Below are 14,484 nucleotides of genomic sequence, written 5' to 3' on the forward strand. Positions count from 1 at the left end.
TGGGAATCTCCTAGAATTTCAGGCCGGCTTCGCGAGCGCTGTCTGCCAACGTTTTAAGATTACTGCCGAAAGCGAATCCGCCACGGTCGAATACAACAGCCTCAATGCCTTTGCCTTTGGCCGCCTCAGCCGCTTTTGCGCCCAGCGCTTTGGCCGCTTCAGCGTTTTTACCGTTGATGGATACACCGGCCAGAGTCAGACGTGCATCATCATCGATGAACTGAATTTCCATCCGCTTATTCGAGCGATAGAAAGCCATGCGCGGACGATCCGCCGTACCAGCAACTTTATTGCGTACACGGAAATGACGACGTTTTCTGAAATCTTTTTTTGTTTTAATAGCCATTATGCAACCGCCTTACCTTCTTTACGGCGAACCTGCTCATCCGAGTAGCGAACACCCTTGCCCTTATACGGCTCAACCGGTGAATAGTCGCGGATGCGTGCAGCAACCTGACCTACCAGCTGCTTATCAATACCTTCCACCGAGAGCCCGGTTCCCTGACCGTTGACTTCCACTTTGACTCCTTCCGGAATCGTGAAGTCAATGTCATGAGAATAGCCCAGTGAAAGTACGATCTGATTGGCTCCTTTCATGACGACCTTGTAACCGACACCGTCAATAAGAAGTTCCTTTTTATAGCCCTGGCTGACGCCGATGATCATGTTATTGATCAGACTGCGGACCGTTCCGTACATCGCCTTACCGAACTTGGAATCGTCGGTGCGCGAAACGACAACACTATTGTCTTCAACCTTGATCGCGACACAGGATGGAGCCGTGTAGGACGTTTCGCCCTTTGCTCCTTTAACCGATACGGTCTGGCCGCTGACTTCGACGGTCACTCCGTCGGGAATGGATACGGGTTGTTTACCTATACGTGACATAATAAAATCTCCCTACCAGACGTAGCAGAGGACTTCGCCCCCGATTTTCTTTTCTCGCGCATCGGTGTCGGTCATGACACCGGACGAAGTGCTGAGAATCGCAATACCGATTCCGCCCAGAACACGCGGAACCTCTTCAGCACCGACATACTTGCGGCAGCTCGGCTTACTGATACGGCGAAGCCCCTGAATAACCGGCTCGCGCTCGATCGTGTATTTCAGGAAAACATTGAGAACCGGTTTCCCGTTTTCGTTTTCCATTGTGTAATCCTTGATGAACCCTTCGGCTTTCAGGATTCGTGCAATCTCGCTTTTCATTTTGGAATGCGGCATTGCAACCTGCATTTTTTCAGCCATGTTCGCGTTGCGAATACGGGTCAACATATCGGCGATTGGATCTGTAAGTACCATTATTCTAACCTCTCTTATTCGTTGCCCGTTTTGAACGGCATACCCATCAGGGACAACAGCTCTTTGGCTTCGCTGTCTTCTGTAGCGGAAGTCACGAAGGTGATGTCCATACCATGCGTGTGCTTGACTTTATCCGGATCGATTTCCGGAAATACAGTCTGCTCCTGGAGTCCCATGGAATAGTTGCCGGATCCATCAAAGGAATTAGCCGGAATACCACGGAAGTCGCGGATACGCGGAAGCGCAACATTAACGAGACGATCCATAAATTCATACATCCGATCACCACGCAGGGTCACCCGTGCGCCGATCGGCATTCCTTCACGCAGCTTGAAGTTTGAAACGGACTTCTTGGCCTTGGTGATAACGGCCTTCTGACCCGTGATCTTACCGAGATCATCGGCAAGAGCGGTCAGCGTATCGCGATCATAATTCAGCGATACACAGAGGTTCAGTACAATCTTCTTAAGTGCGGGAACCTGCATTTTGCTAGTGTAGCCCTGCGTTTCCATTAACTTAGGTGCTACCGCATCTTGATATTTAGTTTTCAGTGTTGGGGTCATTTCACCCTTCCTCCAAAATTACGGTTCCAATGCTTGGAACGAGTTAAGCGGAAACCTTCACGTTGGAAATCGCGATCGGGGCTTCCCGTTCGACAATCCCGCCCTGCGGGTTTTCCTCGCTCTGCCGCATAGCTTTCTTTACAAGGTTAACTCCCTCAACGAGAACACGACCGGATTCCGGCGAGACCTCCAGGACTTTACCTTCCTTACCCTTATCATCTCCAGCGATCACTTTTACGGTGTCGCCTTTTTTGATTTTGGCTTTGCTCATTTTAAACTCCTCCCGGCGGTTAAAGTACTTCCGGAGCTAGCGATACAACTTTCATGAAATCGTTGTCGCGAAGCTCACGGGCCACCGGTCCGAAGATACGGGTGCCGCGCGGGTTTTTGTTATCATCAATAATCACAGCCGCATTTCCATCAAAACGAAGACAGGAACCGTCCGGACGACGGATCGTGCTTTTTGTACGCACAACCACTGCTTTACAGAGGTCTCCCTTCTTCATGTTACCATTCGGCAGCGCTTCTTTAACACTAACGCGGATCACATCACCCACACGGGCGACTTTACTTTTTGTACCAAGAACACGGATGCACATTACAGAACGCGCACCGGAGTTATCGGCAACTGTTAAACGTGTATTCTCTTGAATCATCGTTCGGCCCTACCTCATTTAGCGGCTACGGAAACAACTTCCACCAGACGCCAGCGCTTCAACTTGCTCAGCGGACGGGTTTCCATCACACGCACTACATCGCCGACACCGGCTTTATTTTCTTCATCGTGTACGTGAACCTTCTTAGACACCCGGATTTCCTTTTCGTAAAGCGGGTGGCGGACACGGCGTTCAATCAGAACAACAACGGTCTTGTCGCCGGACTTGCTGACAACGCGACCTTCGCGTTTTTTACGCAGATTTCTTTCTTTGCTTTCCATGTCCGTTACCCTTCAACTTTCTTCTGGTTCTGGATGGTCTTGATACGGGCAACCGTACGACGCAGCTCTTTCATGCGTGCCGGATTCTCCAGCTGACCGGAAACCTGCTGCAGTTTCAGATTAAACTGCTCCTTTTTGATTTCCTCCAGCTGAGCATCCAGCTCCGCAACCGTCATTTCTTTAATTTCGTTTACCTTCATCGTCTGCTCCATCCTTTAATCGTGAGCATGCCGCTGAACAAAACGCGCACGGACCGGCAGCTTGGTGGCAGCAAGACGCAGACACTCTTTCGCCAGCGATTCCGGAACACCGTCCAGTTCGAAAAGCATGGTTCCCGGTTTGATGACTGCAACCCACTGGTCAACGCCACCTTTACCTTTACCCATACGTACTTCCAACGGCTTTTTGGTAATTGGTTTATCAGGGAAAATGCGGATCCACAGTTTACCCTTACGTTTCATGGCACGCGTTGCGGCAACACGGCACGCTTCGATCTGCGTGGCAGTAATCCAACCGCGTTCCAGCGACTGCAGGCCATACTCGCCATATGCAAGTGCGTTACCCTTCTGCGCAAGGCCCCTACGCGAACCGCGCTGAACCTTACGATATTTAACTCTCTTTGGCATCAAAGGCATGATTCAATCTCCTAGGCTTTCTTTTCGGATTCCTTGCAGATCCAGACCTTGATGCCGATAATACCGGCAACTGTGTTGGCTTCTGCAACGCCGTAGTCGATGTTGGCGCGCAGGGTGTGCAGCGGAATCTTACCTTCTTTATAGCTTTCCGAACGTGCAATTTCCGCTCCGTTCAGGCGACCGGCGGCCAGGATTTTGATGCCCAGGGCACCGTTATCCATCGCCATCTGAATCGCACGTTTCATGGCACGACGATGCGAAACACGACGTTCCAGCTGCATCGCAACATTGGCGGCAACCAGTGTCGCGTCCAGATCCGGCTTCTTCACTTCTGCGATTTCCACATACACCTCTTTCTTGGTGATTTTGGAAAGCACTTCCCGAAGTTTATCGATGTCCTCACCTTTTCGACCGATTACCAGCCCCGGACGGGCGGTTTTAATCGTTACACGAATACGGTTTGCATAACGCTCAACGTAGATGTCGGAAACTGCCGCGTCTTTCAGCCGTTCAGAAACGAGCTTGCGGATTTCCACATCTTCTTTGAGCATGGCACCGAAATCACGCTTGTCGGCATACCAGCGGGAACGCCAGTCTTTCGTCAGCGCGAGTCTCAGTCCGATAGGATTTACTTTCTGTCCCAAAACAAGTCTCCTTATGACTTAGCGTTGTCGCTCAGAATAATGGTTACGTGGCTCGTCTTCTTCTGAATCGGACTGGCCATGCCACGTGCACGCGGACGATAACGTTTCATCATCGGTCCGCCATCCACGATAGCGTTCTTTACATACAGGCTGTCGGCAGAAAGACCTTCGTTGTTTTCGGCATTTGCAATGGCCGATTTCAGGGTTTTTCCGATCTGAACAGCTGCCTTACGGGCATTGAATTCTGTAATCCGCAGTGCATCGGCTACAGAGAGACCTTTAATCTCATTTGCCAGATCACGCGCCTTGGTCGGCGACATGCGGATGTATTTAGTTGTTGCTGACACTTCCATGTGTTTTCAACCTCAATTTTCCACGGGGAATAAAGGGCGGAGAGTCTAGTGATTTTCCAAACTGAATCCAGCGGATTCGTTTGAAAAATCCCATCCGACTATTTTTCCGTCGCCATACCGTGAGTTTTGAAAGCGCGGGTAGGTGAAAATTCACCCAGTTTGTGCCCGACCATATTCTCCGTAACAAACACCGGAACGAAAACTTTACCGTTGTGAACATTGAAAGTATGACCCACCATTTCCGGAACAATCACCGAGGCGCGCGCCCAGGTCTTGATCGGAGTTTTACGGCCGGAATCATCCATTTTACGAACCTTCTTGATCAACTTAAGGTCAACATATGGACCTTTTTTAAGTGAACGACTCATTATTTCTTCCTCCGCTCAAGAATGTATTTATCGGTCTGTTTGTGCTTATTACGAGTACGTTTACCCTTAGCCAGCAGACCCCACGGGGACTTCGGATGACCACCACCGGAAGTACGGCCTTCACCACCACCCATCGGATGGTCAACCGGGTTCATCGCAACACCGCGTACAGTCGGACGAATGCCCAGCCAGCGCTTACGACCGGCTTTACCCATCACAATGTTATCGTGTTCCACATTGCCGACACGACCGATTGTCGCATAACAATTGGTGCGGATCATGCGGATTTCACCGGACGGCATTTTCACATTGGCCCAGTCATCCTCACGGGACATCAGCTGAGCAGACGTTCCGGCAGAACGAACCAGCTGACCGCCCTTACCGGCTACCAGCTCAATATTGTGAACCGCCATACCCACCGGAATTTTTCCCAGCGGCAGTGCGTTTCCGATTGAAGGTTCCGCATCCGGGCCGGACATCACCGTTGAACCGACTTCAAGTTTTGCCGGAGCAATGATATAACGTTTTTCGCCGTCCGCATAATGCAGCAATGCAATACGTGCAGAACGGTTCGGATCGTATTCGATTCCCGCAACTTTAGCCGGAATACCGAACTTGTCGCGTTTGAAGTCGATTACACGATAGCGGCGTTTATGACCGCCTCCGCGGTGACGTACCGAGATACGTCCCGCACTGTTACGGCCGGCTTTCTGTTTTTTCGCTTTGATCAACGAGCGCTCCGGGCTGCTCTTTGTGACCTCGGCAAAATCCGACAACACCATGTGCCGGCGGCTCGGTGTGTACGGTTTGTGTGCTTTTAAAGGCATTGCGACAAACTCCTATTAGATCAGGTTAATGCTGTCGTCAGCATGCAATGTGACCACAGCACGTTTCGATGCTGCAGTCATTCCGTAGCGAGCGGTACGAAGGCGCTTCTTCTTGCCTTTTCGGCGCATCGTATTGACGGCCATAACACGGACATTGAAGAGCTCTTCAACAGCTCGTTTGATTTCCACCTTGTTGGCGTCCATGGCAACACTGAACATATACTTGTTCTGCTCCTCCGAGAGGATCATGCCCTTTTCGCTCAACAAAACTTTTTTAATGATATCGGCTGAATTCTTCATCGATAATCTCCTTATCCGATACGCTCGAGGAGCGCTTCCATACCGGCTTTGGTTGCAATCACGTTCCTGTAACGGAGAATCTGGTAGATATTAACCAGCTTCGCTGTCGTTACTTCAACGTTCTGAATATTACGGGACGCCAGCAGCAGATTTTCGCTGACTTCGTCTACGATGAAGAGTGCACCACGGTCGAGACCGAGGTTTTTCAGGACTGCAGCAAATTCTTTCGTTTTAGGTGCCGAAAGCGTCAGTTCGTCAATCACCGTGATATCACCCTGCTCCACCTTTGCACTGAATGCGCGGGCAAAGGCCAGACGAGCCGTGCTCTTGTTGACCTTTTTCCTGTAGCTACGGGGCTTCGGACCATGCGCAACGTAACCGCCGCGCCAGACATTAGACTGCTTATAGCCGGCACGCGCGCGGCCCAGACCCTTCTGTTTCCACGGTTTTTTGCCGGAACCGTTAACTTCAGATTTGCTTTTCGTAGAGGCCGTGCCGGCACGCTGCGCTGCGTTATATGCAACGACCGATTCGTGAACGGCATGGTCACCCTTGTCGAGAACGAGGAGATCATCCGCAACGTCGAAATCGCCGACGCTTTCTCCCTTGATATTTTTAACAGGTACTTTGCTCATGATAATCCCCGCTTACTTTTTCTTAAGGGCTTCTTTGATCGTAACGATACCGCCTTTAGCGCCCGGTACGGATCCTTTAACCAGAATCAGATTTTCTTCAGGACGAACCTGCACAACCTTCAGATTCTGCGTGGTAACGCGCTTGTCCCCCATCTGGCCAGGCATTTTCTTGCCCTTGAAAACACGCGCCGGGAATTCGCACATCCCGATCGAACCGGTACGACGGATCCAGCCGCCGCCATGCGACGCACGGCCACCACCGAAATCATAACGCTTTACAACACCCTGAAAACCGCGGCCTTTACCGGTGGCTACGATATCGACATAGTTAACTTCTTCAAATGCCGCTGCAGTAACTTCATCACCGACATTGACTTCCACTTCATCAACACGGAATTCACGAAGTACTTTTTTCGGCCCAACACCTGCTTTTTTAAGATGACCGAGCGCAGGTTTGTTCATGCGCTGTTCTTTCTGGTCGCCGAAGCCGAGCTGCACCGCTTTGTAGCCGTCTTTGTCTTCGTCCTTAAGCTGAGTCACAACACACGGACCAGCTTCAATAACGGTAACCGGCACAGCAACACCATCTTCAGTATAGATGGAGGTCATGCCCAGTTTTTTACCAATCAAACCTTTCATGATTGAAACCTCCTTAGATCTTAATGGTGATATCCACACCGGCCGGCAGATTCAGCTTTTTCAGCTCATCCACGGTTTTAATGGTGGGATCAATGATATCGAGCAGACGCTTGTGCGTACGAATCTCGAACTGTTCCATCGACTTTTTATTCACGTGCGGACTTTTGTTCACGGTGAACCGTTCGATACGGGTCGGCAACGGAATCGGGCCCGCAACGCGGGCGCCGGTACGACGTGCCGTTTCGACAATTTCAGTGGCGGAAACATCGAGGACACGATGGTCAAACGACTTCAGCCGGATTCTGATTCTCTGGTTTGTCATTATTTTCTCTCTTCTAACGGTTAAGGATAGCGTCTGTCATATGCGACGGAACCGGGTCAAACGCTTGCGGTTCCATCGAATAGCTCGCTCTACCCTTTGTTAAGGAACGCAGACTGGTTGCGTATCCGAAAACTTCGGCAAGCGGAACATCCGCCTGCACGACCTGCAGATCATTTGAAGCCGTAATTTCGCGAATTCGTCCGCGGCGGCTGTTGAGGTCACCCATAACATCGCCCAGGTGCTCCTCGGGGGACTCAATTTCCAATAGCATAATCGGTTCAAGCAGAACCGGACCGGCATTGCGGACCGCTTCGCGTAACGCCATAACCGCTGCTGAACGGAATGCTACTTCGGTCGAATCTATATCGCGGGTCTGGCCGCCGATCACTGTAACTTTTGTATCAATGATGGCAAAATTACCGAGAACACCGGTCAGCAGCGCATCGGCAATCCCCTCTTCAATTCCTTTGCGGAATTCATCGGGAATAATTTTAGTGGAAACATCAAACTGAATAACATTGCCCGCTCCGCTTGTATTCGGCTCTACAGCCAGCGTCAGGGCGGCAAAATGATTTTCATCACCGATAGTGCGTTCAAAGGTAAAGGACCCTTCACCTTTTGCGGAAACCGATTCGCGGTAAGCCACCATCGGCTTACCGGCATTGGCCTGCACTTTATATTCACGCAGAATGCGGTCCCGGATAATTTCGAGATGGAGCTCACCCATGCCTTCGATAATCGTCTGGCCGGTTTCATCGTGAATCGACGTACGGAACGTGGGATCTTCGTCGGCCAGATCTTTGAGCGCTTCAACCAGCGCATCTTTGTCAGCCGTTGATTTCGGCTCAATCGCCATAGAAATTACAGGCTCGGGAAATTCGATATTCTCCAGAACGATCGGATCATTTTCAGCGCAGACCGTATCACCTGTAGTAAACAGTTTCTGACCGACCATGCCGCCGATCTCACCGGCATACAGCACGTCAATATCTTCACGGTGGTTCGCATGCAGTCGCAACAGGCGGCCAATGCGCTCGCGTTTTTTGGTGCGCGGATTATAGATATTCTGACCTTTTTTCAACTGACCGGCATAAACGCGAACAAAGGCGAGCTTCCCGACAAATTTATCGGTCGCCATCTTAAAGACAAGACCGGTCAGCGGTTCAAAATCGGACGCTTCTCGCAACAGCTCTTTTCCCGACTTCGGGTTAACCCCTTCCACAGCCGGAATATCCAGCGGAGAGGGCAACAGGGAAACCACGGCATCAAGCAACGGCTGAACCCCTTTGTTTTTCAAAGAAGAGCCGACCAGCACGGGAACAATGTCGTTGGCAATAGTAGCTCGGCGCAGTGCAGCAATCAGTGCTTCCTCAGAAACCTCCGTATCTTCCATGTAGGCTTCCAGCAGCTCTTCATCGACCTCGGCCACTTTTTCGATCAGCTCGGCACGATACGCCTCAGCGTCGGCCGCCATATCAGCAGGAATATCAACATATTCCACTCTGGCCCCCATGTCGTCTTCAGAGAAGTGCATGGCTTTCATGCTGATAAGGTCGATAAGCCCCACAAAAGTCTCAGCCGCACCGATCGGGAGCTGAATAGCAACAGCCGGAGCTTTCAGCTTATTGCGCATCTGATCAATAACGCTGTAAAAGTCCGCTCCCATCCGATCCATTTTATTCACGAAAGCAAGCCGCGGCACACTGTATTTATTGGCCTGACGCCAGACCGTCTCGGACTGCGGCTGAACACCGCCCACAGCACACAAAACGCCCACTGCGCCGTCAAGGACTCGAAGTGAGCGTTCCACTTCCACGGTAAAATCAACGTGGCCGGGGGTATCGATAATATTGATCTGATGGTCCTGCCAGAAACAGGTGGTTGCTGCAGAGGTAATGGTAATGCCGCGCTCCTGCTCCTGAATCATCCAATCCATGGTGGCGGTACCATCGTGCACTTCACCGATTTTGTGCACTTTACCGGAATAATACAGAATACGTTCGGAGGTCGTTGTTTTACCCGCGTCGATATGGGCAATGATACCGATATTGCGAACAGACGAAAGCGAATGCGCGCGGCCTTCGGCTTCCGTACGGGAACCCGAACCGTTAACTGCTTTCTTTTTGTTTTTGCTCACAACACTCATTTTTCTTTTCAACAACCGGAAGCTTCCACACGGTGGAAGCTTCCTTTCAATCGGCGACCCTCCCCCTGGGAAGGTTTCCTATATCTGCAATTTCCTCTTCCTGCTGTTTAATCAGCAGTCGGAAAGCGGCTATCTACCGAGCCGTATTACCAGCGGTAGTGTGCGAACGCCTTGTTGGCCTGTGCCATCTTATGCGTATCATCACGCTTCTTAATAGCGGCACCCTGCCCTTTGAACGCATCAATAACTTCGTTTGCCAGTGCTTTACGCATCGGAACCCCTTTACGGTTTCCGGCATAAGAGATCAGCCAGCGGGTAGCGAGCGCAATCTGGCGTTTGGGCTTAACTTCAAGCGGAACCTGATAGGTCGCACCACCGACACGACGTGATTTAACCTCAAGGCGCGGGGAAACATTTTCGATCGCTGTAGTAAATACTTCAACCGGATCCTCGTCCTTCAGCTGCGCCTGAATGTCTTCCAGTGCTCCGTAAACAATTTTAGCCGCAACCGATTTTTTACCACGCTCCATTACACAGTTGATCATGTACGCAACCAACTGATTGTTGTAGCGCGGATCAGGAGTCAGCTCACGTTTTTCAGCTCTATGTCTTCTTGCCATAGTTCAAATATCCTTATGCTTTCGGGCGCTTCGCACCATATTTCGAACGGCCACGCTTACGCCCGTCCACTCCAAGACAGTCCAGCGCACCGCGTACGATGTGATAACGAACACCCGGAAGGTCCTTCACACGACCGCCGCGAACCAGAACCATGCTATGCTCCTGCAGATTATGGCCTTCACCGCCGATATAGGCGTTAACTTCACGACCGTTGGTCAGACGCACACGGGCAACTTTACGAAGAGCCGAGTTCGGTTTCTTCGGGGTCTGGGTTTTAACCAGCAGACACACACCACGACGCTGCGGACAGGTTGCCAGCGCGGGCGACTTGCTCTTCTTTTTCTGCAGCGTACGCGGCTTTCTTACCAATTGATTAATAGTCGGCATAATTGCTTTCCTTATTAACTGAAAAACGCACCCAGTGAGATTTAAGCATTAACTGCGATTTTATTCGCAACCCGCTCATCTCCCCGAACAGCGTCTTCCTTAAATCAAAATGCTGTTCCGATTCATGACAACCCTTTCGATTGCACAGTCATCCGGTCCAACAAAACCTAAAAAAGACAGGCGGAGGACAGTAGAGATCTACACCCACCACCGCAAGCGAAAGATGATACATTTTTCGCCTGTATTTTCCCTAGGACCTCCAAACCCTGAAAGTCCCTGTAACCACGAACTGCCCCTAACTTAACTGCAGATGAACATTCCTGCATTTCAGATCGGAACCTAATCCGGTTCGGTCTCCCGATTGCCGGTGCATTCATGATCCCCTTATGCGTGCCCGTGAACTGCCAGCCACTTCTGAAATGAAGAAGATGCAAAGGCAACTGTAGATAAAGCAACTGCCGACTCACACCCTCCTGCAATCCACAGATTGACGCGAAAGGATGGGCAACATAGAGAATCGACAGAAAAAATCCAGCGAAAAGTTGCGCTTTTTTAACGTCATAAATTTTAACCCCGAAAATATAATTTACGATTTCTTTCGCTATTGTCCGCAGAACAGGGTAGACACACATCACATTCAATTAAGGACATACAATGAATACAGGTACAGTAAAATGGTTCGACGCCGAAAAAGGCTTCGGTTTTATCACTCCGGACGAAGGCGGACAGGACATGTTCGTACACCATTCGGAGATTCAGGTTTCCGGATACGCATCCCTCGATGAAGGCCAGAAGGTCTCTTTCGAAGTAGGCGAAGGCCGTAAAGGCCCGTGCGCGACCAACGTTACTCCAATGTAACAACCAGGGGCTTACAAAGCTTTGAAGAAGGCGTCCATTCGGACGCCTTTTTTTTGCGCTCAATATCCATGGCGGCCAGAAAACCCGAACAGCAGGATATGCAGCCCCGGATTTATACCAAACGTTAAAACTTATCCGGTATAAATCTGATCCCTCGCAGAGCAACTGTGTCATAACTCAACCTTTATTTCTGCTTTTCTAAGTTCGGACTGCATGTGGATGAGCATTTTCCTCATCCCTGCGACCATTGCACATTTATAGGGTTTCCCGCGCGATTGGAGTCCATCGGTATAGGCTTTGATTACAGGATTATACATCGCTGCAGTTCCGGTCGCCATATACAGAGCTTTTCTGACCTTCGCACGCTCGCTTTTGATTTTTCGCTTTCCTTTAAATCTGCCGCTGTCTCTGTTGTAGGGGGCAACGCCGGCGAGAGCAACGAGTTCATTTCTGCTGAGCATCGTGATTTCACCGAGGAAGGCCATGATCATCCATGCGCTAACTTCGCCAACGCCTTTGATGGCAGTGAGACAGGATAAACAGGCCGACAGACTCTCATCGGATTTGATCAGTTCCCGGATGCGCTTCTCAATGGCTGTGATTTCTTTTTTCAGGACATTGAGCATGCGTTTGATAGAGGCATGGATGAAGTCCGGGGAGTTCCGGATCCGGTTCTTTTCCCGTGCACCCTGTTCTTTAAGGTGATCGCGCCTGTCGAGCAGGGCGATCAATTCCCTGCGCCGACTCGATACCGGAGCTGCAGGACGTAATTCCTTACTTTTTGCGAACTTGAGGATTACATCCGCATCGATCGGATCGGTCTTGGCCTGTATGCCTTCACTGGCCGCAAATGCCCTTATCCGGGCTGGATTGGCCCTGCAGATCGGTATATCTACTGCATGCATGCTCTCCGGCAACAGGCGTTCGTATCCGCCCGCTGCCTCACAAACAACAAAAGGCAGCTGAGCAGCTCCGGCTGCTTTAATTAAACGGGCAATGCCTTTTTCAGTGTTCGGGACATCAAAAGATCGTTCATCCGTCTGGATTTCCAGCGATTCTTTGCTAACGTCAACCGCAATCAGGGTTAATTCATGTTTCATGGTTTTTCTCCGTCTTGTAGAGGTGAGCTCAAAAGGCTCTGTCAACTGTTTGAGATAAAACCGGAGCAGCTTCGGAGGATCCCTGCTCTGCGATGAACGCTGCCTCCGGCAGGTTCTGGGCGCTGAATGATCTCTTCCGAAACCCCGCCGAGCTTTTCGTCAAAAGCCCGGCGGTTCCCTGGTGCTCCTGAGCTTACTTAACTGAGGAGCTTTTTTCCTCCCCTTTCTCCGACGAGTAATGGTTCCCATTCTCGAAAGGGGAAAAAGCTCAAATGATGTCGGGAGAAACCTACAAGACGCTGAGGACTCAGAGAAATTCAGTCATAAACGGCTCCACACTCTTGCGCGGAATAACGCTGTCGTTAAGACCGGAATGTTTTAGTAAATGGTATTACACCCCGGCCAGAATGGTATTAATCACATCCGCCGCAGAGAAATCAACTGATCTGTCACGACAGAACTGCCCGATATTCTCAAGATCGTCGCCCATCGTCACGAGCGGCTTTTCCAGCGAGCCGTCCGGCAGACGCTGTGGATAGCCAATATCAGCCGCTAGGGCATTACAGAGACATTTTCACCCGACGGTATCTTCTTCCCGTCCCCCTTTAGCGACATAGGCTTTCACCGGCTCAGCCGGACAGCGGTATACGATACTTCCATCCGCCTTTCGACAGGGCGTACGAAGAAATCCTATATCACAGATACGCCGGCGTTTTTCATAAACCGCAGGTTCGGACAGGCTCCCCTTCACATCAGCCACCTTGAACGGGAATCCGGTAGGCGAAGCCACTGGATCCGTAAATACACGCGATGTCCCTTCCAACGCCCCGCGCACCAGCTCACGGCGCGTTTCAGCAATAAGCCCGGACTCCTCACACAAACCGAAAGCCGTACCCACCTGCACTCCGGCAGCTCCCTGCGCCAGCGCATCTTTTAATCCTTCGGCAGAACCGCGCAACCCCGCCAGCCAGAACGGAACCCCAAAATCACGAAACTTCGCCAGCTTAGCATCATCGCGCAAACCGTAAACCGGCTCCCCCGCCTCGCTGAGCGCTCCCCGGCCCCGCGGCGGCGCATTATGCCCACCGGCCTGATGCGCCTCGACGATAAAACCTTCAATACTGCCATTCGCACGTTTAAGCAGAATTCCGGCAAGCGACTCGGTCGTTACAATCGGAAAGAAAGCCGGCCGCGGCAAAGGAGCCTGCCCCTCCCCCTCCATCAGCAATTGCGGATCGAATGAAACAGGAACAGTTTCCACATCACCTTCCAACCCTGTAACGGAAACCGGGTAGACCGTATGCTCGTGCCTCGACAGCGCATCCAGAATGCCGGGAATAGCCAACGGAATCCCCGCCCCCATAATCACAACAGAAACGCCGGCCAGCATAGCCCCGTAGATAGACGGTAGATGTGGAAGCTGAATCTTTTCGAGATAGTTCACCCCAACCGGCCTGTCATGTCCCTCCCGTGCCAGGAAAATTTCTACAAAATTACCAACCACACACAGCTCAATCGCCATCCGCGAACCGTCCACCGTGTGCATCGGGATACGTTTATATGGCTTACCTTCCCCCAGCCCCCCTTCAACAAAATAGGCATCCAGAATACGCTGCGCCATCTGCTGAAAAGGAAAATGTTCCAAAGCACGGCGAACATGCCCTCCGGGATCACCGTCCTGCAACGTTCGCGCGAGCACAGCATCCAAAGCCGTTCCGGAAACAACACCCAGCTGACCGAGTTTTGATACCGCACGGGCTAAACGCCAGTCCGATATTCCGAAGCCCATTCCTCCCTGAATAATTTTCGGTAAATCCTTAAACATAGCACTTAATTATGCCCCATTGCCC

General features: G+C 51.1%; 22 protein-coding genes and 1 pseudogene. 1 reads left to right on the plus strand and 22 read right to left on the minus strand.

Annotated features, from left to right (window positions below):
• Positions 1 to 10: 10 nt before the first annotated feature.
• The 20 genes from rplR to EGM51_10450 all read right to left on the minus strand — a co-directional run bounded on the left by rplR (position 11) and on the right by EGM51_10450 (position 10,676).
• On the minus strand, positions 11 to 346 hold the full coding sequence (gene rplR, locus EGM51_10355) for a 50S ribosomal protein L18 (GenBank protein QBG47773.1): 336 nt from the start codon (positions 344 to 346) through the stop codon (positions 11 to 13).
• Positions 346 to 888: a 50S ribosomal protein L6 gene (locus tag EGM51_10360; protein QBG47774.1), complete on the minus strand. Its 543-nt coding sequence runs from the start codon at positions 886 to 888 to the stop codon at positions 346 to 348. The genes rplR and EGM51_10360 overlap by 1 nt, the downstream gene beginning before the upstream one ends.
• Before the next feature lie 12 nt (positions 889 to 900).
• Positions 901 to 1,299, minus strand: a complete 399-nt coding sequence (locus EGM51_10365; GenBank protein QBG47775.1) for a 30S ribosomal protein S8 — start codon at positions 1,297 to 1,299, stop codon at positions 901 to 903.
• Between the two features lie 14 nt (positions 1,300 to 1,313).
• Positions 1,314 to 1,862: a 50S ribosomal protein L5 gene (locus EGM51_10370; GenBank protein QBG47776.1), complete on the minus strand. Its 549-nt coding sequence runs from the start codon at positions 1,860 to 1,862 to the stop codon at positions 1,314 to 1,316.
• A gap of 43 nt (positions 1,863 to 1,905) precedes the next feature.
• Positions 1,906 to 2,133, minus strand: coding sequence for a 50S ribosomal protein L24 (locus tag EGM51_10375; protein QBG47777.1), 228 nt, complete (start codon positions 2,131 to 2,133; stop codon positions 1,906 to 1,908).
• A gap of 19 nt (positions 2,134 to 2,152) precedes the next feature.
• Positions 2,153 to 2,518, minus strand: coding sequence for a 50S ribosomal protein L14 (locus EGM51_10380; GenBank protein ID QBG47778.1), 366 nt, complete (start codon positions 2,516 to 2,518; stop codon positions 2,153 to 2,155).
• Between the two features lie 14 nt (positions 2,519 to 2,532).
• Complete coding sequence (locus EGM51_10385) at positions 2,533 to 2,799, minus strand: 30S ribosomal protein S17 (GenBank protein QBG47779.1); 267 nt, start codon at positions 2,797 to 2,799, stop codon at positions 2,533 to 2,535.
• A gap of 5 nt (positions 2,800 to 2,804) precedes the next feature.
• Positions 2,805 to 2,999, minus strand: a complete 195-nt coding sequence (locus tag EGM51_10390) for a 50S ribosomal protein L29 (protein ID QBG47780.1) — start codon at positions 2,997 to 2,999, stop codon at positions 2,805 to 2,807.
• A 15-nt stretch (positions 3,000 to 3,014) separates the two neighbouring features.
• The gene (locus EGM51_10395) at positions 3,015 to 3,434 is read right to left on the minus strand and encodes a 50S ribosomal protein L16 (protein ID QBG47781.1); all 420 of its coding nucleotides are present in this window, start codon (positions 3,432 to 3,434) and stop codon (positions 3,015 to 3,017) included.
• Positions 3,435 to 3,445: 11 nt separating this feature from the next.
• On the minus strand, positions 3,446 to 4,078 hold the full coding sequence (locus EGM51_10400; protein QBG47782.1) for a 30S ribosomal protein S3: 633 nt from the start codon (positions 4,076 to 4,078) through the stop codon (positions 3,446 to 3,448).
• Between the two features lie 11 nt (positions 4,079 to 4,089).
• Positions 4,090 to 4,431 carry a 50S ribosomal protein L22 gene (locus EGM51_10405; GenBank protein ID QBG47783.1) on the minus strand — a complete coding sequence of 114 codons (342 nt, stop codon included), beginning with the start codon at positions 4,429 to 4,431 and terminating at the stop codon, positions 4,090 to 4,092.
• Positions 4,432 to 4,529: 98 nt separating this feature from the next.
• Positions 4,530 to 4,799, minus strand: coding sequence for a 30S ribosomal protein S19 (locus EGM51_10410; protein ID QBG47784.1), 270 nt, complete (start codon positions 4,797 to 4,799; stop codon positions 4,530 to 4,532).
• On the minus strand, positions 4,799 to 5,626 hold the full coding sequence (locus tag EGM51_10415; GenBank protein ID QBG47785.1) for a 50S ribosomal protein L2: 828 nt from the start codon (positions 5,624 to 5,626) through the stop codon (positions 4,799 to 4,801). Before EGM51_10415 ends, EGM51_10410 begins: the two co-directional genes overlap by 1 nt.
• Positions 5,627 to 5,641: 15 nt before the next feature.
• Complete coding sequence (locus EGM51_10420; GenBank protein QBG47786.1) at positions 5,642 to 5,926, minus strand: 50S ribosomal protein L23; 285 nt, start codon at positions 5,924 to 5,926, stop codon at positions 5,642 to 5,644.
• Positions 5,927 to 5,937: 11 nt separating this feature from the next.
• Positions 5,938 to 6,561, minus strand: a complete 624-nt coding sequence (locus tag EGM51_10425; GenBank protein QBG47787.1) for a 50S ribosomal protein L4 — start codon at positions 6,559 to 6,561, stop codon at positions 5,938 to 5,940.
• A gap of 12 nt (positions 6,562 to 6,573) precedes the next feature.
• Positions 6,574 to 7,200 carry a 50S ribosomal protein L3 gene (locus EGM51_10430; GenBank protein ID QBG47788.1) on the minus strand — a complete coding sequence of 209 codons (627 nt, stop codon included), beginning with the start codon at positions 7,198 to 7,200 and terminating at the stop codon, positions 6,574 to 6,576.
• Positions 7,201 to 7,213: 13 nt separating this feature from the next.
• Positions 7,214 to 7,522 carry a 30S ribosomal protein S10 gene (locus tag EGM51_10435; protein ID QBG47789.1) on the minus strand — a complete coding sequence of 103 codons (309 nt, stop codon included), beginning with the start codon at positions 7,520 to 7,522 and terminating at the stop codon, positions 7,214 to 7,216.
• Positions 7,523 to 7,535: 13 nt separating this feature from the next.
• Positions 7,536 to 9,668, minus strand: a complete 2,133-nt coding sequence (gene fusA, locus EGM51_10440; GenBank protein ID QBG47790.1) for an elongation factor G — start codon at positions 9,666 to 9,668, stop codon at positions 7,536 to 7,538.
• 146 nt (positions 9,669 to 9,814) lie between these two features.
• Positions 9,815 to 10,288, minus strand: a complete 474-nt coding sequence (locus EGM51_10445; protein ID QBG47791.1) for a 30S ribosomal protein S7 — start codon at positions 10,286 to 10,288, stop codon at positions 9,815 to 9,817.
• A gap of 13 nt (positions 10,289 to 10,301) precedes the next feature.
• Entirely contained in the window at positions 10,302 to 10,676 is a 375-nt protein-coding gene (locus tag EGM51_10450) for a 30S ribosomal protein S12 (GenBank protein QBG47792.1), read from the minus strand.
• Between the two features lie 654 nt (positions 10,677 to 11,330).
• Between EGM51_10450 and EGM51_10455 the strand changes: the two genes are divergently transcribed.
• Positions 11,331 to 11,534: a cold-shock protein gene (locus EGM51_10455; GenBank protein ID QBG47793.1), complete on the plus strand. Its 204-nt coding sequence runs from the start codon at positions 11,331 to 11,333 to the stop codon at positions 11,532 to 11,534.
• 170 nt (positions 11,535 to 11,704) lie between these two features.
• Here EGM51_10455 and EGM51_10460 read toward each other — a convergent pair whose 3' ends face one another.
• Together EGM51_10460 and EGM51_10465 are read right to left on the minus strand one after the other, a co-directional pair.
• A complete protein-coding gene (locus EGM51_10460) occupies positions 11,705 to 12,634 on the minus strand; it encodes an IS110 family transposase (protein QBG47794.1) in 930 nt (309 codons plus the stop codon).
• 391 nt (positions 12,635 to 13,025) lie between these two features.
• A pseudogene (locus EGM51_10465) lies at positions 13,026 to 14,459 on the minus strand (nitronate monooxygenase).
• Positions 14,460 to 14,484 lie beyond the last annotated feature (25 nt).

This window comes from Verrucomicrobia bacterium S94, assembly GCA_004299845.1.
Taxonomy (GTDB): Bacteria; Verrucomicrobiota; Kiritimatiellia; order Kiritimatiellales; family Pontiellaceae; genus Pontiella.